The sequence below is a fragment of the Larkinella sp. genome (genome assembly GCF_965227735.1).
In the GTDB taxonomy this organism is placed as follows: Bacteria; Bacteroidota; Bacteroidia; order Cytophagales; family Spirosomataceae; genus Larkinella.
Map to the genome: position 1 here is coordinate 5,730,539 of NZ_OZ245776.1, position 23,450 is coordinate 5,753,988.

General features: G+C 52.8%; 14 protein-coding genes. 3 read left to right on the forward strand and 11 right to left on the reverse strand.

The annotated features are described in order from the left end of the window. Window positions 1-93: 93 nt before the first annotated feature. Window positions 94-2,469, reverse strand: coding sequence for an FtsX-like permease family protein (locus tag ACO064_RS22415; protein ID WP_421829455.1), 2,376 nt, complete (start codon window positions 2,467-2,469; stop codon window positions 94-96). A gap of 41 nt (window positions 2,470-2,510) precedes the next feature. Between ACO064_RS22415 and ACO064_RS22420 the strand changes: the two genes are divergently transcribed. Beyond that, on the forward strand, window positions 2,511-2,708 hold the full coding sequence (locus tag ACO064_RS22420) for a hypothetical protein (RefSeq protein ID WP_421829456.1): 198 nt from the start codon (window positions 2,511-2,513) through the stop codon (window positions 2,706-2,708). Here the strand turns inward: ACO064_RS22420 and ACO064_RS22425 are convergent. The 3 genes from ACO064_RS22425 to ACO064_RS22435 form a co-directional block, all read right to left on the reverse strand. Beyond that, window positions 2,694-5,102 (reverse strand): ABC transporter permease, encoded by a 2,409-nt coding sequence (locus ACO064_RS22425; RefSeq protein ID WP_421829457.1) that lies wholly within the window; start codon window positions 5,100-5,102, stop codon window positions 2,694-2,696. The two genes, ACO064_RS22420 and ACO064_RS22425, sit on opposite strands and share 15 nt — an antisense overlap. A gap of 11 nt (window positions 5,103-5,113) precedes the next feature. Next, window positions 5,114-7,522 (reverse strand): ABC transporter permease, encoded by a 2,409-nt coding sequence (locus ACO064_RS22430; RefSeq protein ID WP_421829458.1) that lies wholly within the window; start codon window positions 7,520-7,522, stop codon window positions 5,114-5,116. A gap of 106 nt (window positions 7,523-7,628) precedes the next feature. After that, the gene (locus ACO064_RS22435; protein ID WP_421829459.1) at window positions 7,629-10,046 is read right to left on the reverse strand and encodes an ABC transporter permease; all 2,418 of its coding nucleotides are present in this window, start codon (window positions 10,044-10,046) and stop codon (window positions 7,629-7,631) included. 63 nt (window positions 10,047-10,109) lie between these two features. Here ACO064_RS22435 and ACO064_RS22440 point away from each other — a divergent pair, with 63 nt between their 5' ends. Next, complete coding sequence (locus ACO064_RS22440; protein ID WP_421829460.1) at window positions 10,110-10,559, forward strand: hypothetical protein; 450 nt, start codon at window positions 10,110-10,112, stop codon at window positions 10,557-10,559. A 7-nt stretch (window positions 10,560-10,566) separates the two neighbouring features. On the opposite strand, the gene ACO064_RS22445 is transcribed toward ACO064_RS22440, so the two are convergent. Together ACO064_RS22445 and ACO064_RS22450 are read right to left on the reverse strand one after the other, a co-directional pair. Next, entirely contained in the window at window positions 10,567-13,017 is a 2,451-nt protein-coding gene (locus tag ACO064_RS22445) for an ABC transporter permease (RefSeq protein WP_421829461.1), read from the reverse strand. 20 nt (window positions 13,018-13,037) lie between these two features. Beyond that, window positions 13,038-15,416, reverse strand: a complete 2,379-nt coding sequence (locus ACO064_RS22450; RefSeq protein ID WP_421829462.1) for an ABC transporter permease — start codon at window positions 15,414-15,416, stop codon at window positions 13,038-13,040. 49 nt (window positions 15,417-15,465) lie between these two features. Here ACO064_RS22450 and ACO064_RS22455 point away from each other — a divergent pair, with 49 nt between their 5' ends. Next, window positions 15,466-15,933: a Uma2 family endonuclease gene (locus ACO064_RS22455; protein ID WP_421829463.1), complete on the forward strand. Its 468-nt coding sequence runs from the start codon at window positions 15,466-15,468 to the stop codon at window positions 15,931-15,933. 95 nt (window positions 15,934-16,028) lie between these two features. On the opposite strand, the gene ACO064_RS22460 is transcribed toward ACO064_RS22455, so the two are convergent. The 5 genes from ACO064_RS22460 to ACO064_RS22480 all read right to left on the reverse strand — a co-directional run bounded on the left by ACO064_RS22460 (window position 16,029) and on the right by ACO064_RS22480 (window position 23,285). Next, entirely contained in the window at window positions 16,029-18,446 is a 2,418-nt protein-coding gene (locus ACO064_RS22460) for an ABC transporter permease (RefSeq protein ID WP_421829464.1), read from the reverse strand. Between the two features lie 98 nt (window positions 18,447-18,544). Next, entirely contained in the window at window positions 18,545-20,965 is a 2,421-nt protein-coding gene (locus tag ACO064_RS22465; RefSeq protein ID WP_421829465.1) for an ABC transporter permease, read from the reverse strand. A 33-nt stretch (window positions 20,966-20,998) separates the two neighbouring features. Then, entirely contained in the window at window positions 20,999-21,193 is a 195-nt protein-coding gene (locus ACO064_RS22470) for a hypothetical protein (protein WP_421829466.1), read from the reverse strand. Window positions 21,194-21,247: 54 nt separating this feature from the next. Then, window positions 21,248-21,925: an ABC transporter ATP-binding protein gene (locus ACO064_RS22475; RefSeq protein WP_114403935.1), complete on the reverse strand. Its 678-nt coding sequence runs from the start codon at window positions 21,923-21,925 to the stop codon at window positions 21,248-21,250. Window positions 21,926-22,037: 112 nt separating this feature from the next. Next, the gene (locus ACO064_RS22480) at window positions 22,038-23,285 is read right to left on the reverse strand and encodes an efflux RND transporter periplasmic adaptor subunit (protein WP_138989603.1); all 1,248 of its coding nucleotides are present in this window, start codon (window positions 23,283-23,285) and stop codon (window positions 22,038-22,040) included. Window positions 23,286-23,450: the final 165 nt, after the last annotated feature.

A 23,450-nucleotide genomic window follows, 5' to 3' on the forward strand; every position in this document is an offset into this window, starting at 1 on the left:
TGATGAGTTAAGAGTGATGAGTTGGCTGACGCCCGTGTTTTCAGCTTGCATCAGCCAACTCATCACTCTTAACTCATCATTCTTAACTCTTTGTTATTCCGAACGAAGTGAGGAAACCGGGTTCATCAGGGCGGCTTTGATGCTTTGAAAACTGACGGTCAAGCCGGCAATAATCAGGGCTGAACCACCCGCCAGCGCGAACATCCACCATTGAATGTCCACTTTGTATTCAAAATCCTGCAACCACTGGTCCATCGCATACCAGGCAACGGGCGAAGCAATCAGCATTGACAGCAGCACCAGTTTCAGGAAGTCTTTCGATAGCAGCGTGACAATACCGGAAACCGACGCGCCCAGCACTTTCCGGATGCCGATTTCCTTGGTGCGGGCTTCTACCGAGAATGTGATCAGACCCAGCAAGCCCAGACTGGCCACCAGCAACGTCAGGCCCGTAAATCCGTTGAACAAGCGCATCAGTTGCTGTTCTTTGGCGTACAGTCGGTCGTAGGCATCGTCGAGGAAATAATAATCAAAGGGTACAACGGGTTTGCTGGCGTCGTAAAGTGCTTTCAGTTTTTCCAGCGATTGGGCTACGTCCGTATGAGCATTCAGCCTAACCAGCAGAAAACCGCCGTTGGCAACCAGCGCCCGGGCCGAATCACTGACAACACTCAGTTGCATGGGCGACACCGGCCCGTGCAGACTTCGCACGTGGAAATCAGTAATCACACCGGCGGTTTTTACGCCTTTAAACGGTGGAGCCTGTTGCTGCGGATTGCCCTTGATTCCGGCTTCTTTCATCAGCGTCTGGTTGAAAACCGTCAGTTCGTTCGTCACCGGTTTTTGTTCCCAGCCGACGGGCGCATACAACCAGCGGATGCCCATCATTTTGAAGAACGTTTTGTCTACCGACAGCACATTCACCATCACCTGTTTTTTGGTTTTTTCCGTTTTCATAAACCAGGTAGAAATGTTGTCGGTAAACAGCGCCGTGTTGGAAACCGCCACGTTGTCGGACCCCGCCCATTGCCGAACGGCGTCGCGCAGGGCCGGGAACTGGGTCGCCATTTCGGCATCGACTTTCATCGCTACAACCTGCGATCGGTTGATTCCCAGGTTTTTGGTGCGTAAAAACCGCATCTGGGTATACAACACGATGCTGCAAATCAGCAGGCCAATGGAGGTGGCAAACTGCACGGTGGTGAATACCCGCCGAACCGCAGCCCCGCTCCGCCCCGAACTCATTGTGCCTTTCAAAACCTCCTGCGGCCGAAACCGCGACAACAGCAAAGCCGGATAACTGCCCGCCAGCAGCGAACAGCCCAGCCACAGGGTCAGCAGCAACATCCAGTAGGGACCCTGTTGCAACACCCGGTTGTCCATGTGTAGATCCAGTGCCTGATTGGCCCACGGAAACAGCGCCTGCAAAACGCCCAGCGACAGCGTAAACGCCAGCGTGGTGGTCAGGAACGATTCCGTAAAAAACTGGCCGATCAGTTCCCCGCGTTGTCCGCCGACGGCCTTCCGAACGCCCACTTCCCGGGCGCGTTTGGTGGCGCGGGCGGTGGTTAGGCTCACGTAATTGATGACTGCCAACGCCAGAATGACGAGGGCAACGGTCAGGAGAATGTAGAGCGATTGTCGACCGGTTTTGGGTGCCATCCGGCTGTCGAGGTGCAGCGCAGGCATCGGTTCAAGAACATAATTGGCCGTCATATCCACGAACTGAATCCCGGCTTTTACTTTTTTGAGCTTGGCTTCAACCTGGGCTATATGGGCCCCCGGACGCAGTACCAGGTAATGGGTCAGAAAACCGGCTGATTCATAGACGTTTTGCGCCGTTGCTCCCAGCGTCGGCATCGAACTCAACGACACCAGTGCGTTGAACTGGATCACCGAATTGGTCGGCAGGTCGTCCAGCACACCCGAAACCGTGAGCGTGTAGTGTTTGTCGTAGACCAGCGGGCGTCCGATGGGATACTGGTTTCCGAAATACTTTTCCGCCATCGCGCGGGTCAGCACGATGCGGCCCGGTTCGCTGAGCGCCGTCTTTGGATTTCCGCTAAGCAATCGAACGCCTAGAACCGACAGGGCCGGGCTGTCGGCAACGCCGATCTTTTCTTCCTTAAACCGGTGCTTTTCATCCGATTGCAACACAACATCGCCAAACCCTTCGGATAACCGCACCACCTCTTCCGCTTCCGGAATCTGTTGTTTAATGGCCGTAGCGAACGACTCGTGCAAACCGGCCATCATGAATTCTTCACCTCCGTAGTTGGCAACCGACAACAGGCGATAGGTTCGCTCGGCAAACGGATGATGGCGGTCGTAATGAAATTCGTGCCAGACATACAGGGCAATGAACGTGCTGACGGCCAGCCCGACGGTTAAGCCGAGGATGTTCAGGAAGCTGAACAACGGGTTATACCGCAACTGGCGAAGGGCGATTTTGAAGTAGTTCCGGATCATTCCTTGTTCGATTTTGTTATATTTGTTAAAACAACACCCTCATGGTAACTCAAAAACTCAATGCACTTCAGCTCGAATTACTGAAGGTGTACTCACTTGATCCTACTGAGGAAGACTTACTGGCAATTCGTAAAATGCTGGCTCAATACTTTTCAGAAAAGCTAACGGGTAAAGTCCAACAAGCCATTGAACAGCGAAATATCACTGAGCAGGACTTGGAAACATCACTCGGTTTTTAAGGATTGCACCGGATTCATCAACGCGGCTTTGATGCTTTGAAAACCGACCGTCAGCAAGGCAATGAAAACCGCCAGCGACCCCGCCAGCGCGAAAACCCACCACGACAATTCTACTTTGTACGCAAAATCCTGCAACCAGTTTTTCATCACATAGGCCGCAAGGGGCGTGGCTATTCCGATGGAAATCAGAACCAGTTTCAGAAAATCGACAGAAAGCAACCGGACAATGTTGGTAACACTGGCTCCTAATACCTTCCGAACGCCGATTTCCTTGGTACGCTGTTCCGCGGTAAAAGCCGCCAGCCCGAACAAACCGAGGCAGGCAATCAGGATGGCAAAGCCGGTGAGAGCCAGAATGATTTTGCCCATACTCAGCTCATTGACGTACAGTTGGCGGTAGGTGTGATCCAGAAACACATACGCAAACGGTTTGGCGGTTTTATAGCGATCATACACCTGCTGAATGGACGCCAGCGTTTCCGAAGTAGGGGCCCCTTTGGCCAGCTTTATGTATAAATAATCCCGGAAAGTCGTGTCACTCCCGACAAACAAAGCCATGGGTGCAATGCCATAAGCCATCGTCATGAAATTAAAATCCTTCACAACGCCCACGACGGTTTTTGTCATTCCCCGCCCTAAATCAAGGCTCTGTTCGTAATTTTTTGGGTTGACGCCCAGTTGTTTCGCAGCACTTTCATTGAGGACGATCTGGTTGGTGGTCGCCCAGTTCAGTCCTTTTCGGGGAGCGGTGGCCCACTTGATGTTCATGGTTTCGATAAATTCGGCATCTACCGTATAGGTGGTAGCAATCACTTCTTTTTTGCCATCCATGCGTTTCAATTGCCAGCTACTCGAAAAGGGACCATACATCAGCAGCGTCGAAGCCGCAACCGATTCAACGCCTTTCAACTGGTTGATCTCGGACCGAATGGCTTTGGCGTATTTATCCAGACCGTCTTCCGGGTCCAGATGTACCGTCACCACCCGCTCGCGATCAATGCCGAGGTCTTTCTGCAGGAACAGATCCAACTGGTTTTTAATCAGTATGGAACCGATCATCAGCGCAATGGAAACCGTAAACTGAAAAACCGTCAGCCCTTTCCGAATCCGGAGCGCACTACCCGCTGCGCTGAATTTGCCTTTCAACGACTGAATTGGTGAAAAACCGGAAAGCAGCAAAGCCGGATAACTTCCCGAAAGCAGAATACTCAGGATGAAAAATCCAGCCGTTGGAATCAGGAAGAAGGGGCTGGTCAGAAAGTTCGGATCGATGGTGATTTGGAGTGTATAGCAGAAAACCGGTTGCAATACGGTGAAAATCAGAATGGCAAAACAGAACGCGAGCGTTACATACAGCGCTGATTCCAGATAAAACTGAATGACGAGTGCTTTGCGGGCGGCTCCCACGACCTTCCGAATCGATATTTCCTTCGCCCGGATTGTGGAACGCGCCGTGGTCAGACTCACGTAATTGATGAGTGCCAGCAGCAGAATGAGCCCACCGACCCCTGAAAATATACCGACCCGTTTATAGGTTAGGTTCTGGAATTGAAAATGATAATCGAAAAGCGGATAGAGCCGGTAATGGTCTCTACGATCTTTAATCGTTTCTTCTTTACTCAGCAGCGACGGTATTTTCCGTTCAATGTCGTGCGTGGTCGTTGGGGAATTGAGCAAAAAATACGTTTCGTAACTTCCGCCGGTTCCCACGCTCTCCTGAATTTCGTCGGCTTTCTTTTCGCCCAGGAAACCGGCATGCCAGCTCCGTTCAATCGCGCGATGGGTTGTCATGTCGCCCAGAAAATCAAACTGGATAGACGAGTTAAACGGCGGATTTTTTACCACACCAACCACTTGCAACCGGTGGACTTTGTCGTACAGGATCGTTTTCCCCAGCGGGTCCGCATCACCGAAATACTTTTGGGCCATGCGTTCGGTCAGCACCACCGTCGCCGGGCGGGTCAACACGGTTTTGGGATCACCTTTCAGGAGTTGAAAAGAAAATAACCGCAGAAAACCGGGGTCGGCAAACCGGAAGTCCGATTCAAAGGTTTTGTGGTCGGCATCGCTCTGAATCAGTTTGCTGTTAAAACCTTTTTCCGTCAAACGGGCAAAATCTTCAACGCCGGGACAGGCTGCCTTGACCGTTTCGCCAAACCGGTATGACATCGTGGGGGCTGAAAACGACCGCTCGCCCTCCTCGTGCCGGAGTTCCACCTTCACGATCCGGCGGCCATTGGCATGAAACCGGTCGTAACTGTACTCATGGGCAACATAGAGCACGATCAGCAAGGTCACGACCAGGCCGAAGGCCAGCCCCAACACATTGACCAGGCTGATGGTGCGGTTTTTCCAGAACGTCCGCCAGGCAATTTTAAAATACGTCTTCAGCATAAGTGATTACGTTACTCCGTCTTCAAACTCTTCACCGGATTCATCAAAGCCGCTTTCACACTTTGGAACGAAACCGTCAGGAACGCAATGGCAACGGCAATGATCCCGGCGATGACAAACACCCACCACTCGACCTCGATTTTGTAGGCGAAATCCTGCAACCACCGGTTCATGGCCCACCAGGCCAGGGGCGAAGCCAGCACGATGGCGATCAGAACCAGCTTCAAAAAATCTTTGGAAAGCAGCAGAACAATGTTCGGCACCGACGCGCCCAGCACTTTCCGGATGCCGATTTCTTTGGTGCGCTGGGCGGTTGTATAGGCCGATAAGCCGAACAAACCTAAACATGCGAGCAGAATAGACAGGAAGGCAAATACGCTGAAAATCTGGCCCGTGCGGGTTTCGGCGAAATAGAGTCTGGAAAACTCTTCATCCATAAACTCGTATTCGAATGGGCGGGAGGGGACGACTGCTTTCCACTTTTCTTCCAGAAATTGAAGCGTAGCGGGCAGTTGGCTTCCCGACATTTTGACCAGCAGAACATGGCCACCAGCTTCGGGAAAAATAACCAGCGGGCTGATTTTCTGTTTCATGGAAGCAAAGTGGAAATCTTCGACCACCGCACCGACAATACCGGGTCTTTGTTTGCCCATATCCATTTTCTGCCCAACCGCTTCCTGGGCCGACTTCCAGCCCATTTCTTTCACGGCGGCTTCGTTCAGAATGAAATGAAAATGACGCAGGCTGTCACTGCCAGGCGTGGTCGCCTGCTCCAGATCGGTTGCCGTCCAGTCGCGACCCGCCACAATCCGAAGGCCCATCGTTTTGACGAAATCCTCATCGGCGGGCAGGGCCGTCACCGATTTGTATTGGTCGTCCGGCGTTCCGGTTCGGTGCATGCCGTAGCCGCCGTTGATGTAAACCGGTGATTCATAAGCCCGGGTCACCTGCTGCACATCGGCGTTCCGTTTGAATTCGGATTTTAAGGCCCGGATTTTTTCGTTCACCTGCCGGTCGGCGGGCAGCACCAGCACATGATCTTTGCTATACCCCAGTTTTTTGTCCTGAATATAGGACAACTGGTTGCGAACCAGCATCGTACAGACAATCAGAAAGGCGGTGATGGCGAATTGAAACACGATCAGCGCCCGGCGGAATTGCCCCGCTCCGGCGGTTTTCAAATGCCCCTTCAGGACGTGAACGGGTTCATAGCGGGCCAGTACCAGGGCCGGATAACCGCCCGCTATGAAACTGACCAGCAGCACAATCCCCAACAGGAGCAACAGATTCCGGGATTCCATCAGAACGTCGAACGAAAATTCCCGGTCCGACAAGTCGTTGAAAAGCGGAAGACCCAGGTAAACCAGCAACAGGCCCAGTCCCAGGGCCGCAAAGGTGACGATGACCGACTCGCCGATGAACTGCCCGAACAATTGCCCCTGTAACGCGCCCATTACCTTCCGAACGCCCACTTCCTGCGCCCGCTCCACGGCCCGCGAGGTGGCCAGGTTGATGTAATTGACGCAGGCGATGATTAGAATCAACACCGCCACGGAGCCGAAAATGTAGAGGTAAACCAGATCCCCGTTGGGTTCGAAATTGCCTTCGACGTCGGAGTGAAGATGCACAGTCTGTAGCGGTTCTAGGCTGTAAGTCAGGTAATTACCGCCCGACATCTCTTCCTTGCTGAACTGCGTTTTCATGAAACCCGGAATCTTGGCCTGCAGCGTAGCAATCGACTCCGGTTTGCGCAGCAGCAAATAGGTGGCATAATTGGCCGAAAACCACTGCTCTTCTTTCGACGCAGAGAGGGTCGTAAACGAAGCCAGCAGGTCGTATTTGATTTGGGAATTGTCCGGGCAATCTTCCACCACGCCCGTTACGGCATAGTCTTTGTCCCCACCCCCGGCGTTGATCCGGACGGTTTTGCCAACCGGGTTCTCGCTGCCGAAATACTTTTTGGCCGACGACTCCGACAGGACGACCAGATTGGGGCCAGCCAGGGCGGTTTTCGGATTTCCCTGTTTCAACCGAAACGAGAAGATGTGGAACAGGGCCGAATCGGCGTAGACTACTTTTTTCTCGCTGAATTTCCGGTCGGCATAACTGACCACAGCCTGCCGGTTTTCCATCCGGACGCCCGATTCTACTTCGGGAAACTGCCGCCCAAATTCCGGGGCCACCTTCGTTCCGGTTTGCGGGACTTTGCTGACCTGCCCTTCCATGCTGTATTCCATCACGACCCGCACCGTCCGGTCGGCCTTCTGCTGAAAGCTATCGTAACTTAATTCGTGCGAAATGTACAGATACAGTAACAAACAGGACGCCAGCCCGACGGCCAGCCCAAAAACGTTGATCCCGGAAAAAACCTTGTTTCTCCACAGATTACGAAAGGCGATTTTGAAGTAATTTTGTAGCATACGGTTTTTAGTTATGAGTTATGACGGGGCCGCCCGCGCGGTGAAGAGTTATGAGTTGAATGCGTCAGCCAACCGTGCGGGCGGCCAACTCATAACTCTTCATTCTTCATTCCGAACGAAGTGAGGTAACCGGGTTCATCAAAGCCGCTTTGATGCTTTGGAACGAAACGGTGGCAAACGCGATCAGGCATGAAACCGCGCCGACCAGCGCAAACACCCACCATTCCACGTCGATGCGGTAACTGAATTCTTTCAGCCAGCTTTCCATCGCATACCAGGCAATCGGGGTGGCAATGACGAGTGCCAGCAGCACCAGTTTCAGGAAGTCTTTGGAAATCAGGGCGACAATTCCCGTCACCGACGCTCCCAGCACTTTCCGAACGCCAATTTCTTTCGTCCGTCGTTCGATGGTGAACGTGGCCAGTCCCCACAAACCCAGGCAGCAGATTACCAGCGCAATCCCGGCAAAAACGCGGAGAAGCGAGAATTGCCGCTGTTCGTCTTCGTAGAGTTCCTGTAGGCTGTCGTCCAGGAATTTAGCGTCAAACAGGCTTTCCGGATACAGTTCCTTCCAGGCGGTTTCGATAGCCGCCATCGTGGTCGAGTAGTTGCTCGTTCGCAAGTTGAGCCCGACGGAATAGTAGAATTCCGGCAGGTTCATCAGCACCATCGGCTCAATGGGTTTGTGAAGTGAACTGGTATGAAAATCCTTCACGACGCCCACCACTTCGGCTTCAATGTCGTTGATACCCACCCGGATCCGTCGCCCCAGAATCTGCTCCGGTTTGGCATAGCCCAGTGCTTTGACGGTATTTTCATTAACCACAAACGCATACCGGCGTTTCTCTTCCGGTATGGAACCCGAAATCGACACGGTATCGCGGTGTTCGAGGAAACGCCCGGCCACTAGCTTTAAACCGTAGGTCTTGAGGTAGTCGGCGTCGGCCAGTTTGAGCGAGATGTTTATTTTCTTCGCCGGATTGGCGGGGTCGGGGCGCATGTCGGTGCCGAAATTGTTGGGTGATGTCGGCGCTCCCAGCGCAAACGAAAGGTGCTCGACCCCCGGAATTTGCCGCAGCGACTGACCCAAAACCGCCATTTTTTTCGAATCCGGGATGGCAACCGTCACAATGGCATCCCGTTTGAAACCCAGGTCTTTCTGCCGGAAATAATTCATTTGCCGGTAAATGATCAGCACGCCCACCGCCAGAATGAGGGAGATGGAAAACTGGAAAACGACCAGCCCCTGCCGCAGCCAGACGCGCCCGGAGCGAAGACCACCCGCTTCCGTGGCGGTTTTTAAGGCGCGAATCGGGCGGAAACGGGCGAGGAAAAACGCCGGATACAAACCCGCCAGCAAGGCCGTAAACAACGCCAGAGTCGCCAGAATACCGCTGGTCCGGAGCCATTCTGAGGTAATCTGTTTCTGCAAAAAGTCGTTGACAACCGGCAATAAAGCGTTGGTAAGCAGCAACGACAGCAGGGCCGAAATGCCGGTCAGCCACAGGGCTTCGCTCAGAAACTGCCAGACCAACTGCCTTTGCGTGGCACCGATCACTTTCCGAACGCCCACTTCCTTGGCGCGTGTCATGGCGCGTGCCGTCGACATGTTGATGAAATTCACGCAGGCAATCAGCAAGACAAACAGGCCAACGGCACCGAAAACGTAGAGATACGTGGGCGAAATGGCAGCCGTCAGGATGGTGCCCTCGTAGTCGGGATTGAAATGAATGTCGTGGAGCGGCTGGAGAACCAGGGTGCTGGTTTCGCCGTCGCGGCTGGAAAAGTATTTTTTCTCAGCCTGTCGAAGCCGGGCGGCATACTGCTCCGGTGACTTGCCTTCGGGCAAAACCGCAAACACACTTCCACCGGAGCGAAGGCCCCACTGGTCGATGCCGAACGAAAAATAGGATTTCATCGACAGGAAAGACACCAGCATCGTTACCGGAAAATTCGTTTGGGAAGGCATATCCCGCATGACACCCGCCACCTGCACCTTCAGGTCGTTGCTGAGTCGCAGCGTTTTGCCGAGGGCCGAAGCCGAGCCGAAATACTTTTGAGCGGTTTTCTGGGTTAAGATGACTTTATTGGGTTCGGCGAGAACGGTTTTTCCGTTTCCTTCGACCATTTCAACATCAAACAGGTCGATGAAGTCGGGTTCCGCAAAAACGACGTTGTCTTCTTTCAGAATTTTCTGGGGCGAAACCAGCACGGAAAGGTCGCGGTCGGCGTGAATGCGGGTCACTTTCGGCCAGTCGGCAAAATCGGTTCGCATGGCCGGTGCCAGCGGATAGGGGGTAATTCCCGACTTCTCGACTTCGGCACCCGTTGTTCGGATGAGGTTCACGCGGTAGATCCGGTCGCCCTGCTTCAGGTGCCGGTCATACCCCCATTCGTTCTGAACAAACAGCAGGATTAGCAGACAGGTCGTCAGGCCGAGCGTCAACCCGATCAGGTGAATGCTCGTGGTGGTCGGGTGCTTCAGCAGGTTCCGCCAGGCGATTTTGAAGTAGTTACGCAGCATTTCGTTTCAGTCGTTTTTGTATCTTTAACGTGACCCGACCGCAGCCGGCCCGGTCTACAGGTTATGAACTATCCCAATTCTACCTCCCCGTATTTCTTCGTCCATGAGGACGAACTGGCGGTTTACGGCCCCAAAGATCATCAGCGTGTGATCAGTAAACTCAACACCCATCTGGGTCAGCTTTATTATGTCGAAGGCTCGATTCCATTCGAACCCTTCCCGGAAACGATGCTGGACGAGTCCAAAGCCAGCCCGGTACCTGACTTGTTACTGTATGACAACGAAACCGCCGAAAGTCCGATTATCGTGGAAGTTTGTAATCAGGAAGGCCTGAAAAAAGACCTCAAAAAGGTGATGCAGTTGGTTGACGAAGACAACTACGGCATCGTCGAAGGGTTCGTCTACAACTACAAAAACCGGCAATGGCATCAATACCGCAAAGGCACCGGCTGGCTTATCGATTCGCCTTCGTTTTCAAACCTCCTGCAACTGGATCTCGACTCGTTTCTTTAGTTATGGGTTATTCCGAACGCAGTGACTTCACCGGGTTCATCAACGCGGCTTTGATGCTTTGGAAACTGACGGTTATGAAAGCGATCAATAACGCCAAAACGCCCGCGGCTACGAAAATCCACCAGGGAATTGTGATCTTGTACGCAAAGTTTTGCAACCATCGATTCATGGCCCACCACGCCATCGGTGATGCAATCAGGATGGCGATGATGACCAGCTTTAGAAAATCGGTGGAAAGTAGCAGCACGATGTGGGATATGGAAGCGCCCAGCACCTTTCGGACGCCAATTTCCTTGGTGCGTTGCTGGGCCGCAAAAGCCGCTAATCCGAACAGCCCGAGGCAGGAAATCAGGATGGAAATGGCGGTGAAATAAGTCACGATGCGCGACGTACGGACTTCGGCCTGGTAATTCTTCTGGAAATCTTCGTTCAGAAACGAATATTCAAACGGCTCGTCGGGGCGCAGGGCTTTCCATGTCCGTTCCAGAAAACCCAGCACGTTTTCCATGTTGTCTGAATTGACGTGCGCAATGATGTAGTTGAAGTTCGGACGGGTCATCAGCATAAAAGCATAGGGCTCAATGGGTTGATGCAGGTTTTCGTGGTGAAAGTCTTTCAGAACCCCAATCACTTCGTACTGGTACGTCTGCCCGTGCCAATTAAAATTCAGTTTTTGCCCAATGGCTTTGCGGAGTGGAATCTGAAGCTTTCGCAGGGTTGATTCATTGACAACGAGCCGGTTATTGGTATCGCCGGGAAATTGCCGCGAGAACAACCGTCCGGCCACCAGTTTGAAACCCATCGTTTGCAGGTACTCAAAATCGACCTCGCTGTTTTTGACATTCTGCATTTCATTGACGGTTTGATCCGGGCGATACAAACCAAAATCCGTGGGGTTCATAATGCCGGGATAATACTGGGTTCCGGCCGCCGAAACCACCTGGTTATTCCGTAAAATCTCGTTCCGAAACGCCGTATACATCCCGCGCGACTCGCTGCTCCGCAACGGAATGGCAATTTGCTGATCCTGCGTAAAACCCAGCGACTGATTCCGTAAAAACCGCATCTGTTCCTGAATCACGAACGTGGCCAGCACCAGCCCGATGGCGACCACAAACTGAAAAACCACCAGCCCGCGACGCAAAGCCACCGCCGACAGGCTGTTGACAAACTTACCCTTCAATACCTGAGCCGGATTGAACATCGACAGGAAAAAAGCCGGGTAACTGCCCGCGATCAAGCCCGTCAGCAGCGTCAACCCCACGAAGGACAGGGCGATTGACGGCTCCAGCAATTCCGACACCTGCAAGGATTTGCCGGCCAGTTGATTGAATGCCGGCAGAAGCAGGGAAATTAGCCCCAATGCAATCACAAGCCCCAGCAACGACAGGATCATCGACTCGCCCAGAAACTGCCGGATCAGCGAGCCCCGCTCGGCGCCCATCACCTTCCGAATGCCGACCTCAGCCGCCCGTTTGGCCGACCGGGCCGTCGAAAGATTCATGAAATTAATACAGGCAATCAACAGTGTGAAAACCGCAACCGATGCCAGGATGTATAGGTAGGTTGTGCTGTTGGTCGGCGTCACAATCGCCTGAATCTGGCTGTATAAATGAAGCTCCGGAACCGGAATCAGGAAGAGTCGTTTATCGTAACCGTACCGTTTCAGCTCACTGCGCATGTATTTTTCGACAAACGCCGGTATTTTCTGTTCCAACTGCTGCGCGTCTGCATCCGGCCTTAACCGGAGGTAAGTAGTAAAGAGGTTGTTATTTGTATAATCCAGATTGGGCTGCCGAAGGTAATTGCCGATCATGCCGACATACATCGGTACAAAAAACCGGGCATCAATGTGGGAACGGGCACTTTCATCGCGGTAAACGCCCGACACCCGGAAATTGTCGCCGTTGCCTGTCGATCCGCTGATCCGAACGGTTTTGTTCAAGGCGGGTGTGTTTCCGAAAAGTTTATGGGCAACCTCTTCGGATAATACAATCGAATTGGGCTGAAACAGGGCTTTTTCAGAATTGCCTTCCGTGAATTCGTAGGAAAAAAGATCAAAGAACGTCGAATCGACCTGATAGCCCTGGGTTTCGTAAAATGACTTCATGGGTTTGCCCGTTTCCTGCACCTGCAGCAACGTTTTGTCATCCATGATGTTGACGTAAAGCCGCGCGACTTTTTCGACCTCCGGAAATTCCGATTGAATCGCGGCTGCCATCGGCCCCGAAAGGCGGGGGTATTCTTCATTCAACCCGGGTGATTTGACGGCACTCGACATCAAATACAATTGCTTCGCGTGCTGGTGGTGCTGATCGAACGATAACTCGCTCCGGATGTAGAGCAGCAGCAACAGACAGCACGTCATGCCAACCGACAGACCAAGAATATTGATGGCCGAGAACGTTTTGCTTCTCAGCAAGTTCCGAAAGGCAATTTTTAAGTAGCTCGTTAGCATAACTTTACATTCTTAACTCTTCATTCCGAACGTAGTGATTTCACCGGATTCATCAACGCGGCTTTGATACTCTGGAAACTGACGGTGGCAAAGGCAATTAGAACCGCCAGCAGACCCGCCAACGCGAACATCCACCACGCCAGGTCAATTTTATAGGCAAAGGCGGTCAGCCACTGGCTCATCGTCCACCAGGCAATCGGAGACGCAATCAAAATGCCGATCAGCACCAGCTTCAGGAAATCTTTGGAAAGCAGCGCGACAATGCCCGTAATCGACGCACCCAGCACCTTGCGGATGCCAATTTCTTTGGTACGTTGCTGGGCCGTAAAAGTTGCTAACCCGAATAAACCGAGGCAGGAAACCAGAATGGCGATTCCCGCAAAGAAGTTGAACAACTGCCCCGTCCGCTGTTCCGATTTATACAGCTCGTTGTATTGCACGTCCATAAACTGGTAGTCAAACGGATAATCGGGGCTGTATTTTTTCCAGAGTTTTTCGGTGGCTGCAATGGCTTTGGACGCGTCGCGGCCAGTTGTTTTGATATAAAGCCGCCCCAAATTGGTGTTGTTCCGGTAAAAGAAAACCGCCGGTTCTACTTTCTGGCGCAGGGAGGCAAAATGAAAATCTTTCACGACACCGATGATGATTCCTTTCGTTTGACCCAGCGTAAAACGTTTGCCGATCGGGTTTTTGATGCCCGTATTTTTCACGGCGGTTTCGTTCAGGATGACGTGCATCGAGTCGGCGGGTGAGCCGGTAAAGGTTTCTCCCTGCACCATTTTCAGGCCGAAGGTGGAAATGAAATCTTTCTCGACCTGCATCCGGTTGATGATAAACATGCTGTTTTTGGGCTTTCCGTCCCAGTCCGTATCGCCGGTTGAATTGCCTAAACTGAGCAGATTGCCATTCGAAGCGGTTACGCTTCGGACGCTGGGCTGGCGCGACAACTCGGCCTTGATCGCGTCGAAATGCTTCAACATATCGCCGGTCATCCAGAACGCGAACACATTTTCCCGGTCATACCCCAGGTTGCGTTCCCGCATAAACCGGAGTTGGTTACCGATGACCAACGTTCCTACGATCAAAGCCGTCGAAAAGGCAAACTGGGTGATCACCAGCGTTTGCCGGAACGTAACACCTTTGCCGCCCGTCGCCATTTTCCCGCGCAACACCTTCAAGGGTTCGAACGATGACAGAACCAGGGCCGGATAGATGCCCGCAACGGCCAGGGTAAATACCAGCGCACCCACCAGCACCAGCCAGGTCTGTGGATCAGCCAGTGAGAAGGGTTGGGTTTTGCCGGTCAGTTCCTGATAGGTCGATTCCAGTCCTTTGATCAGTCCGATAGCCAACAGCAGGGCGACGACAAAAATGAGGAGCGATTCTGCCAGAAACTGCCCGATCAGGTGTTCGCGACCTGCACCAACGACCTTCCGGACACTCACTTCCTTCGCCCGTTGCGTGGCCCGCGCCGTGGCCAGGTTGACGTAGTTGATGCAGCCGATGGCCAGCAGAATCAGCGCGACGATGCCCATCATTTTTACTTCCTGCATGGCGCCGGGGGTGCCGTCGGGCCGGTAGAGGTGAATGTCGGTCAGGGGTTGCAGCCGATACACCGTCACCTGATCATATTGGTTGCTGGCGTGGTGAACGTCGTTCAGGGTTTTTACGATCTTGTCCAGATTGGCGCGCGGATCGACCCGGAAATACGTTTGGGCGAACCAGTTGCCCCAATCCGAATCCATGGTTTTCCAGTAATCACCGGGGGCACCACTGTATTGATTCGCCAGAAGCTGCAACGGAAACAGCAGGTTGCATTGAATGCTGGAGTTGTCCGGAAAGTCACGGATGACGCCACTCACAACGAAGTTCTGCTTTTTCGGAACCGAATACAGCACTTTTCCGACCGGTTCAGCCGAACCAAAGTATTTCAAAGCCGCTGACTCCGTCAGAACGACCGATTGCAGATCGGGAAAAGGACGCTCGCGGTTGCCTTTCACCCATTCGAAGCTAAAAAACGTGAAGAAACCCGGATCGACGTAGACGGCTTTTTCTTCCACCAGTGTTTTGTCCTGCACCTTGAAAGGCGAGACATCGTAATTTCCGACGATGCGCACGGCGTCTTCCACCGACGGCATCTGCTGTTTGGCATAAGCCGCCACGGGGGCCACGATCTGGCCCGAAAACTGCTGCGCCGTGCCGGAGCCAAAACCGCCATTGACGCGGTATATCCGATCCGCATTCGCATGAAAACGGTCGAAACTCGTTTCGTCTTTCACCCACCAGAGCAGCAGAATGCCGATTCCCAGTGCCACGGCCAGCCCGCCAATGTTGATGGCCGAGTAGCCTTTGTTGTTGAGCAGACCCCGCCAGGCGGTTTTGAAGTAATTGCGAATCATACCTGTAATTCGTTCGTTTTCGTTATTTTTGACAAAATCCCGTTGCGCTATGGAAACGCCTTTTCATGATCTGATCGAAGAATACCACTCCGAAGACATTATGTCACTGAACCATTCCCGCCTAATTCACCGGATCAGTGTTGCGCTCGATCGCTACGATGAAGAATACGATGTATTCCCCGAACTTGAGCTGGAGCTATCGACGGGTAAGTGTAAACCTGATATTTGTGTCTATCCCAAAATGCCTTATGACTGGCTGAATGATGTTATCTATTTCAAGAAACCGCCGGTTTTAGCCATCGAAGTCCTTTCGCCGAAACAGGGTTTGTCCGATATTACAGATAAAGTAACTAAAATCTATTTCCCGGCTGGTGTCGAAACCGTCTGGATTGTTGTACCCGGGCTTCAATTGATTCAGGTTATGACTTCCGATGGCAAACGCCTGACCTCAACGGAAGGTGTGTTAATTGATCCCATCACTGGAATAGAACTCGATACTTCTTATATCTTTCGATAGCAAACCGGCTTTTATAGTTAAGGGTTATGAGTTAAATGCATGAGCCAACCGCCGGGCGGCCCCGTCTTCACTCATAACTCTTAATTCTTCACTCATTATTCCGAACGCAGCGAAGTAACCGGATTCATCAGAGCCGCTTTCACCGACTGAAACGAAACCGTCAGCAGCGCAATCGCCAGTACCAATACGAACGGGAGTGCAAAAAGCCACCAGTTTATATCGGCTCGAAAGGCGTACGTGTTGAGCCACTGGCTCACGGCCAGCCACGCCAGCGGAGTCGCTACCACGCAGGCAATCAGGATCAAAACCGCAAATTCTTTATACAGCATCCGCACGATCTCGGGCACCGTGGCCCCCAGCACCTTGCGAATGCCGATTTCTTTGGTCCGCTGGGCCGTGGTGAACGACGCCAGCCCGAACAAGCCGAGGCAAGCGACCAGAATGGCTAAACCGGTGAACAGCCCGAACACCTGCCCAAACCGCTGATCGGCCTGGTATTGCGCATTGAAATGTTCATCCAGAAAGAAGTATTCAAAGGGGTTGCCGGGGAAAAACCGGTCCCATTCGCTCCGGACGGTAGCGATCGTGGTGTTCAGTTGACTGGACGCCATTTTGATCGAAAAATAACCGCCCGCATCCGGAATGAGCCGGAGAATCAAGGGCTCGAAGGCATCCCGCAGGGATTGCTGGTGGAAATTGTCGGTGACGCCCACGATCGTAAACGTTTCGCCCCAGAAGTCAATTTCTTTGCCAATCGACTCTTCCGGCTTGTTGAAACCCAGTTGTTTGATCGCCATTTTGTTGAAAATAACGGCTTTCTTTTCCATTCCGTATTCTTTCGAAAAATCGCGCCCGGCCAGCAGTTTCAGGTCGAAGGTTTTCAGAAAATCGTAATCGACGGCAATGACCCGGTATTGACTTCCCTTGCTTTCGTCGGTCCCTTTCAGCCGGATACCGCCCGCGTTCCAGTCTGATGCCTGACCCGGCACTACCGACGACGCGGCCACGTGCCGAATGGCGGGTTGGCGCAGCAATTCCTCTTTGAAGGCTACCATCTGCCGCATAAACGTAGAATCCAGGCGGATGATGGGCGGATTGACCACCAGCGTCTGATCGATGTTGATACCCAGACTTTGTTCCTGCATGAAGCTAATCTGCCGGAAAACCGCCAGCGTGCCGACGAGCAGAAACAGCGAAGCCGCAAACTGAAAAATGACCAGCGATTTCCGCAGGATGATGCCCTGCCGTGACGTCACCATCTTGCCTTTCAACACCGTTACGGGCCGGAAACCGGACAAGACAAAGGCCGGATACAAACCCGAAAAGAAGGTGCCGATGACGAACAACGCGGTTAAGGCCAGCCAGAACGACCCGTTGCCCAACAGCGACAACGTCAGGTGCTGGCCCGACAGCGCGTTGAACAGCGGCATCACGGCCACGACGAATCCCAGCGCCAGAACCACCGCCAGGCCATTCAGTAAGACCGATTCGATCAGGAATTGCCGGATCAACTGCCCCCGTTGCGATCCGACGGCTTTGCGAATGCCGACTTCCTTGGCGCGATTGATGGCCCGCGCCGTGGCCAGGTTGATGTAATTGACCCAGGCAATGACCACGATGAAGAACGCAATCGCCAGCAGCAGATAAACCGTGTTGCCGTCGCCGTTGGGCTCGGCTTCCTCCATCAGGTGCGAGTAGAGGTGAATGTCTTTCAGGGGTTGCAGCGTATAGACCGCGCCGGCATCGTATTTTTTCAGTTCGGCCCCAATGGTTTTTTCGATATACGGCACAAATTTGGCTTCGAGGGCTTTCGGATTAGCGTCGGGGCGCAGCAGCAAATACGACATGGCTCCGTCCCACATCCAGGCATTATCCGGGTTGTTGTCTGGCCCCATTTCTTTCACGAATGTCACGTGTGGAATCAGCAGATCCGCGTGCAGATGCGTATTGGCCGGCATGTCTTTGTAAACGCCCGTTACTTTAACCACCTTCCGCTGGTTGAACCGGATGGTTTTGCCCATCGGTTGTTCGTTTCCGAACAGTTTTTTGGCAACGGTTTCGGAAAGAACAACGGTATTGGGTTCGGCCAGTGCGGTGGTGGGATCACCGGCGAGCAGGGGATAGGAGAAGATTTTGAAGAACGATTGACTGGCCACAAAAACCTTCTCGACCTTCAGGCTTTTTTCGCCGTAATCGGCAATCAACGCCCGGCGTTTCAGCACTTTAACGTAATCTTCCACCTCCGGGAAGGTGGCTTTGAACGAGTTCCCGGCGGCCTGTGCGCCACCGGCCCATTGCGTGCTCAGTTTGCCTTTGTCATACCGATCCTGTTTGACGCGGTAAATCCGGTCGCCCTTGGTGTGAAACTGGTCGTAGCTCAACTCAAAATCCACGTATTGCAGAATCAGCAGACAAGCCGCAATCCCGATGGACAGCCCGACAATGTTGATGGCCGAAAACACCTTATGGCGCACCAGATTCCGAAACGCGATTTTGAAGTAGTTCGTTAGCATGTTGTGTAAAATTATGAGTGAAGAGTTATGAGTTGAGAGTTAGAAATGCAGACATCCATTTTAACTCTTAACTCTTAACTCACAACTCTTCACTCTTTTCACTCCGAACGAAGTGAAGATACCGGATTGGTCAAAGCCGCCTTGATGCTTTGGAAGCTCACCGTGGCGAAGGCGATCAGTATGGCGAGCAAACCGGCAACAGCGAACATCCACCACGCCAGTTCGATCTTGAAAGCATATTCCTGCAACCATTGGCTCATGAGCCACCACGCCAGCGGGGATGCGATGACAATACCGATCAACACCAGTTTCAGGAAGTCTTTCGACAACAGGATGACAATGCTGGCAACGCTGGCACCCAGCACTTTACGAACACCAATTTCCTTGATCCGTTGCGCCATGATCATGATCGCAATGGCAAACAGGCCCATGCACGACAGCACGATGGCCACCCCGGCGGCCGTAATGAACAGCTTGGCCATTTGCTCTTCCGACTGGTATTGCCGGTCCGTATTTTCGTCGACGAAGCTGCCTTCAAATTCAGATTTGGGGGCTACTTCTTCCCAGGCTTTTTTCAAAACCGCCATGGTGGCCGGTACGTTGTCCGGAGCAATTTTGACCAGAACATACCCAATCGGCCAGTCGTGGCTCATGAGGAGGGTGTTGGGCTGCACGGTTTTCTTGAGCGATTCGTGGTGGTAGTCTTTTACCACGCCGATGACCACCAAAGGCGGTTCGCCATCACTGACGTTCAGCAACGTACCAACCGGGTTTTTCTCACCCAGTTCCTTCGCCATAGTTTCATTGATGATGACGCTGGTGATCGTGTCGGTTGGATACTGGCGGGAGAAATCGCGCCCGGCCTGCAGTTTGATGTCCAGGGTTTTCAGGTAGTCGTAATCGACGGGTTGCCAGTGGCTGCGAATCGTCCGGTTTTTGTGGTCAAAGCCCACAATCGACGTCACGGTGGAGCCATCCAGACCACGGCCAAAGTTCTTGTACGCGCCCGTCACACTCAGCACCCGGGGCTGTTGTGCCAGCTTATCCCGGAAAAGATTCAGCGCCTGCCGCCCATTGACCGAACTGCCAACGGGGATGCTAATGACCTGATTTTCATTAAACCCCAGTGGCATCGTGCGCAGGAAGTTGACTTGTTGCCAGGCAATGAGCGTGCACGCCATCAGGAACGTAGCAATCGCAAACTGAACGATGAGCAGGGTGTTGCGAACCGCTCCGGTTTTCCCCAGCGAAACTTTTCCTTTCAGAATCTGAATGGTGTTCAACCGAGTTACAAACAGCGCCGGATAGCCGCCAGCTACGAAGGTGATCACCAGAAATGCTGTCAGCATGGAGACGATTACCGTCGGGTCGGCGAGGGAGGAGAGGGATGCTTTGGTTCGTAAAATGCTGTTCAGTTCGGCAACCAAAGCCGTGGCCAGCAAACCGCCCAGGATCAGCGAAATCAGGCAAAGGATGAAGGCTTCGCCCCAGAATTGAAAGACCAGTTGTTGCTTTAAGGCCCCCAGCACCTTGCGCATGCCAACCTCGCGGGAGCGCGTCATGGACCGGGCCGTTGAAAGATTGATGAAGTTGATGCAGGCAATCAGCACGATGAAACCGGCCACCACCAGCAGCAGAATCGGGTAGGAGCGTTTGACGGGCGAGCCATTGCCTCCGCCCACCTCGGTGTCGAAGTGCATGTCGGTCATCGGCAACAACCGCAGGCTGGTCAGGTCGCCGTTTTCGTCGGGTTGGCCGCCGTCGCGCTTGAGGTTCAGAATCGAATTGGCGAGGTATTTGGTGACGAAAGGCCGGAGCCGTTGTTCGAACGTGGCTTCACTGATTTTTGGATCGATCTGGACGAATACCGAATGAAACCGGTTGTCCCAGACGTCTTTGTTTTGCTGGTATTCGGGGTAGGCTTCAAACCGGACCAGCAGGTCGAATTTCAGGCTGGAATTGGTGGGCGCATCGGCAACCACGCCCGACACGACGAACGGTTTCCAGGTTTCGTTTAGCCGCAGCGACAATGTTTTTCCGACGGGGTCGGTAGAACCAAAAATAGACTGGGCGGTTTTTTCGCTGATGACGATATTGCTCAGGCTGTTCAGAACGGTGAGTGAATTGCCTTTCTGCATCGGGAACGAAAACATCTCGAAAAAGTCCGGATCGACAAACCGGACGCTCTTGTCAAATTCCTGATCGCCGTACCGAACGGCTCCACCGCCATCGACCACCCGCGTAATGTGCGCGATCTCGGGCAGGAGTTCTTTGCGGAGTGAGGGAGCCAAAGGGGCGGGCATCGTCGCCGATTTGTTCGTGGGTCCCGACTGCTCATACACCATGAACAACTCCTTGCCGTTGGCGTGGAAATTATCGAACGTCAGGTGCGACCAGGCCGCCAGAAACAGCAAAAGGCAGCTCGCAAACGCTACCGACATGCCAATGACATTGACCAGCGCAAACGTTTTGTGTTTCCACAGGTTACGCAGCGCTATTTTAGTGTAGTTGAGAAGCATAAGAAAAAGCGGAATCGTCGGTGAGCCTTCGTACTACTGTGCCAGCGTCCGCACGAACCTTACCAGCGTCGGTTGGGATAACTGGCAAGGGGTTCGCTGGCTATCCTTTGTCTTTGGGACATACTGTTTCACCTTCCGGTGGGCCGAAAAAAGGTTGTGTGGATGACCAATGGCCGAAGCCGACTGGCCAATACACACCATGAGAAACAAAAGGATCAGCGTTTTCATAAAAAAGGTTTCTGAACCGGGATTAAACTGACTTTACTCCCGGTTCAGAATGGATTACACGTGGAAATTCTCCGTCACAATCTTGCCATCGAACAGGTTGACGATGCGGTGGGCGAAACCGGCATCGTAGGGTGAGTGCGTCACCATGATGATGGTTGTTCCTTCCGTGTTCAACTGGTTCAGCAATTTCATTACTTCCTCCCCATTGGTAGAGTCAAGGTTACCCGTCGGCTCATCGGCCAGGATCATCTTGGGTTTGGCAACTACCGCGCGGGCAATGGCCGTCCGTTGCTGCTGACCACCCGAGAGCTGCTGCGGAAAGTGGTTGCGACGGTGCATGATGTTCATCCGTTCGAGCACTTCCTCGACCGCCTTTTTGCGATCTTCGGCGGGGGTTTTCAGATACAGCAGCGGCAGTTCGACGTTTTCGTAAACCGTGAGTTCGTCGATGAGGTTAAAGCTCTGAAACACAAAGCCGATGGAGCCTTTCCGCAACTGCGCCCGCTGGCGTTCCGACATCTTCGACACCTCGGTGCCGTAGAAGTGGTATTCGCCTTCCGACGGATTGTCCAGCAGGCCGAGGATGTTGAGCAGCGTGGACTTTCCACAGCCCGACGGACCCATCATAGCCACAAATTCGCCATCCTTGACATCCATGGAAATGCCGTGCAGCGCGGTGGTTTCGACTTCTTCAGTCGCAAAAACTTTTTGTAGGTTTACGGTACGTATCATATAGTCTGACTGGTTTCTGATTTAAACTCTGATAACCTCTGATATTCTCTGATAAACTCTTTGATATAATTCTTAAAAACTATTTCACAGAGTTTATCAGAGAATATCAGAGTTAAAATTCGAGGACTTCGTTATCACCAAAGTTCTCGTACGATGACGTAATGACCTGTTCGCCCGGTTCCAGGCCGGTCAGCACTTCGAAGTATTCGGGGTTTTTACGACCCAGCGTAATGCTCCGTTTCACCGCCCGGTTGCCCACTTTATCCACCACATAGACCCAGTTGCCACCCGTATCGGAGAAGAAACCGCCCACTGGCAACAGCGTCGCTTTCGAAGCCTTGCCCAGTTCGAGTTGAATGGGCGTCGACTGGCCGCGTTTGATCCCCGCCGGAGCGCCTTTCGGAAAAATCATGTCCACCTCAAACCGTCCGTTCCGCACTTCCGGATAAACCCGCGTAATCTGCAAGGCATTGTTGGTACCGCTATATTCAAACGTTCCGTTCAAACCGGCGAAGATGCGGCTGTTGTAGTGTTCGTCGATGCCGACCCGCATTTTAAAACCGTTGAGGTCATCGATCTGGCCAATGTTCTGGCCCTGGTTGATGTTGGAACCGACTTCCACGTCCATCGACGATAACTGACCCGAAACCGGTGCTTTAACCACCAGATTATTCAGCGTTTGCTGCCAGAGAGCCACGTTTTTCTGGGTCCGGGCCAGCGTTTCTTCCAATTGCTTGATCTGAATCAGCGAGTTTTCCTGCTGGTATTTCTGCGATTCCACTTCAATTTTGCGTTGCTCCACCAGCCGGTCGTAATCCCGTTTAGCCGTCAGGTAATCCTGTTCAGGAATGGCTTTGTCTTTAAACAATTTCGCCTGGCGATCATACGCATCTTTGGCCTTATCGAGCTGAAAATCCAGATCCGAGAGCGTTTTTTGCAGCGTATAGCGTTCCACCCGCAAGCGTTGGCGGGTATTTTGCAAATCGTTGACCAGTCGGTTGGCTTCGGTTTCCGACTGGAGGAAGTTGAGTCGCAGGTTCTGGTTTTCCAGCTTCAGCAACACCTCGCCCTGTTTCACCATCGCCCCGCCTTCCACGAGTTTCTCCGTCACATACCCCCCGGCAATGGCATCGAGCCGGATGGTTTTCAAAGGCTGAACCACACCGGTTACGACAATGAAATCGTCGAAAGTGCCGGTTGAAACGGTTGAAATCGTAATTTTATCCTTTTCGACGTTCAGTTTCGAACGGTGATCGGCCCATAGAAAGTTGTAAGCCAGCAATCCGATTACGGCTACTCCGCCGATTGCGATGGCAATCCGCTGGCTTGTCCAAAATCGTTTAGGTAATACGCGATCCATTAATTCGTTGATTGATTGGTTGACTAATTGATTCTTGAATAAGGCTGCAATAAAATGATTTTTCAGCACCATCCACTCGGACAGTCTAATGCCAATTGACGTGCCAGTAATTTACGAGTGCTGATAGACAGTAAGTTACGATCGTTTTGGCGGCTAATTCCTGTC

Bases quoted from the DNA above. Each gene is read 5' to 3' on its own strand.
- ACO064_RS22430 (WP_421829458.1), bottom strand. From the start codon at position 7,522: ATGCTACAAAATTACTTCAAAATCGCCTTTCGTAATCTGTGGAGAAAC.
- ACO064_RS22415 (WP_421829455.1), bottom strand. From the start codon at position 2,469: ATGATCCGGAACTACTTCAAAATCGCCCTTCGCCAGTTGCGGTATAAC.
- ACO064_RS22465 (WP_421829465.1), bottom strand. From the start codon at position 20,965: ATGCTTCTCAACTACACTAAAATAGCGCTGCGTAACCTGTGGAAACAC.
- ACO064_RS22475 (WP_114403935.1), bottom strand. From the start codon at position 21,925: ATGATACGTACCGTAAACCTACAAAAAGTTTTTGCGACTGAAGAAGTC.
- ACO064_RS22460 (WP_421829464.1), bottom strand. From the start codon at position 18,446: ATGCTAACGAACTACTTCAAAATCGCGTTTCGGAATCTGGTGCGCCAT.
- ACO064_RS22470 (WP_421829466.1), bottom strand. From the start codon at position 21,193: ATGAAAACGCTGATCCTTTTGTTTCTCATGGTGTGTATTGGCCAGTCG.
- ACO064_RS22480 (WP_138989603.1), bottom strand. From the start codon at position 23,285: ATGGATCGCGTATTACCTAAACGATTTTGGACAAGCCAGCGGATTGCC.
- ACO064_RS22420 (WP_421829456.1), top strand. From the start codon at position 2,511: ATGGTAACTCAAAAACTCAATGCACTTCAGCTCGAATTACTGAAGGTG.
- ACO064_RS22440 (WP_421829460.1), top strand. From the start codon at position 10,110: ATGAACTATCCCAATTCTACCTCCCCGTATTTCTTCGTCCATGAGGAC.
- ACO064_RS22435 (WP_421829459.1), bottom strand. From the start codon at position 10,046: ATGCTGCGTAACTACTTCAAAATCGCCTGGCGGAACCTGCTGAAGCAC.
- ACO064_RS22455 (WP_421829463.1), top strand. From the start codon at position 15,466: ATGGAAACGCCTTTTCATGATCTGATCGAAGAATACCACTCCGAAGAC.
- ACO064_RS22450 (WP_421829462.1), bottom strand. From the start codon at position 15,416: ATGATTCGCAATTACTTCAAAACCGCCTGGCGGGGTCTGCTCAACAAC.
- ACO064_RS22425 (WP_421829457.1), bottom strand. From the start codon at position 5,102: ATGCTGAAGACGTATTTTAAAATTGCCTGGCGGACGTTCTGGAAAAAC.
- ACO064_RS22445 (WP_421829461.1), bottom strand. From the start codon at position 13,017: ATGCTAACGAGCTACTTAAAAATTGCCTTTCGGAACTTGCTGAGAAGC.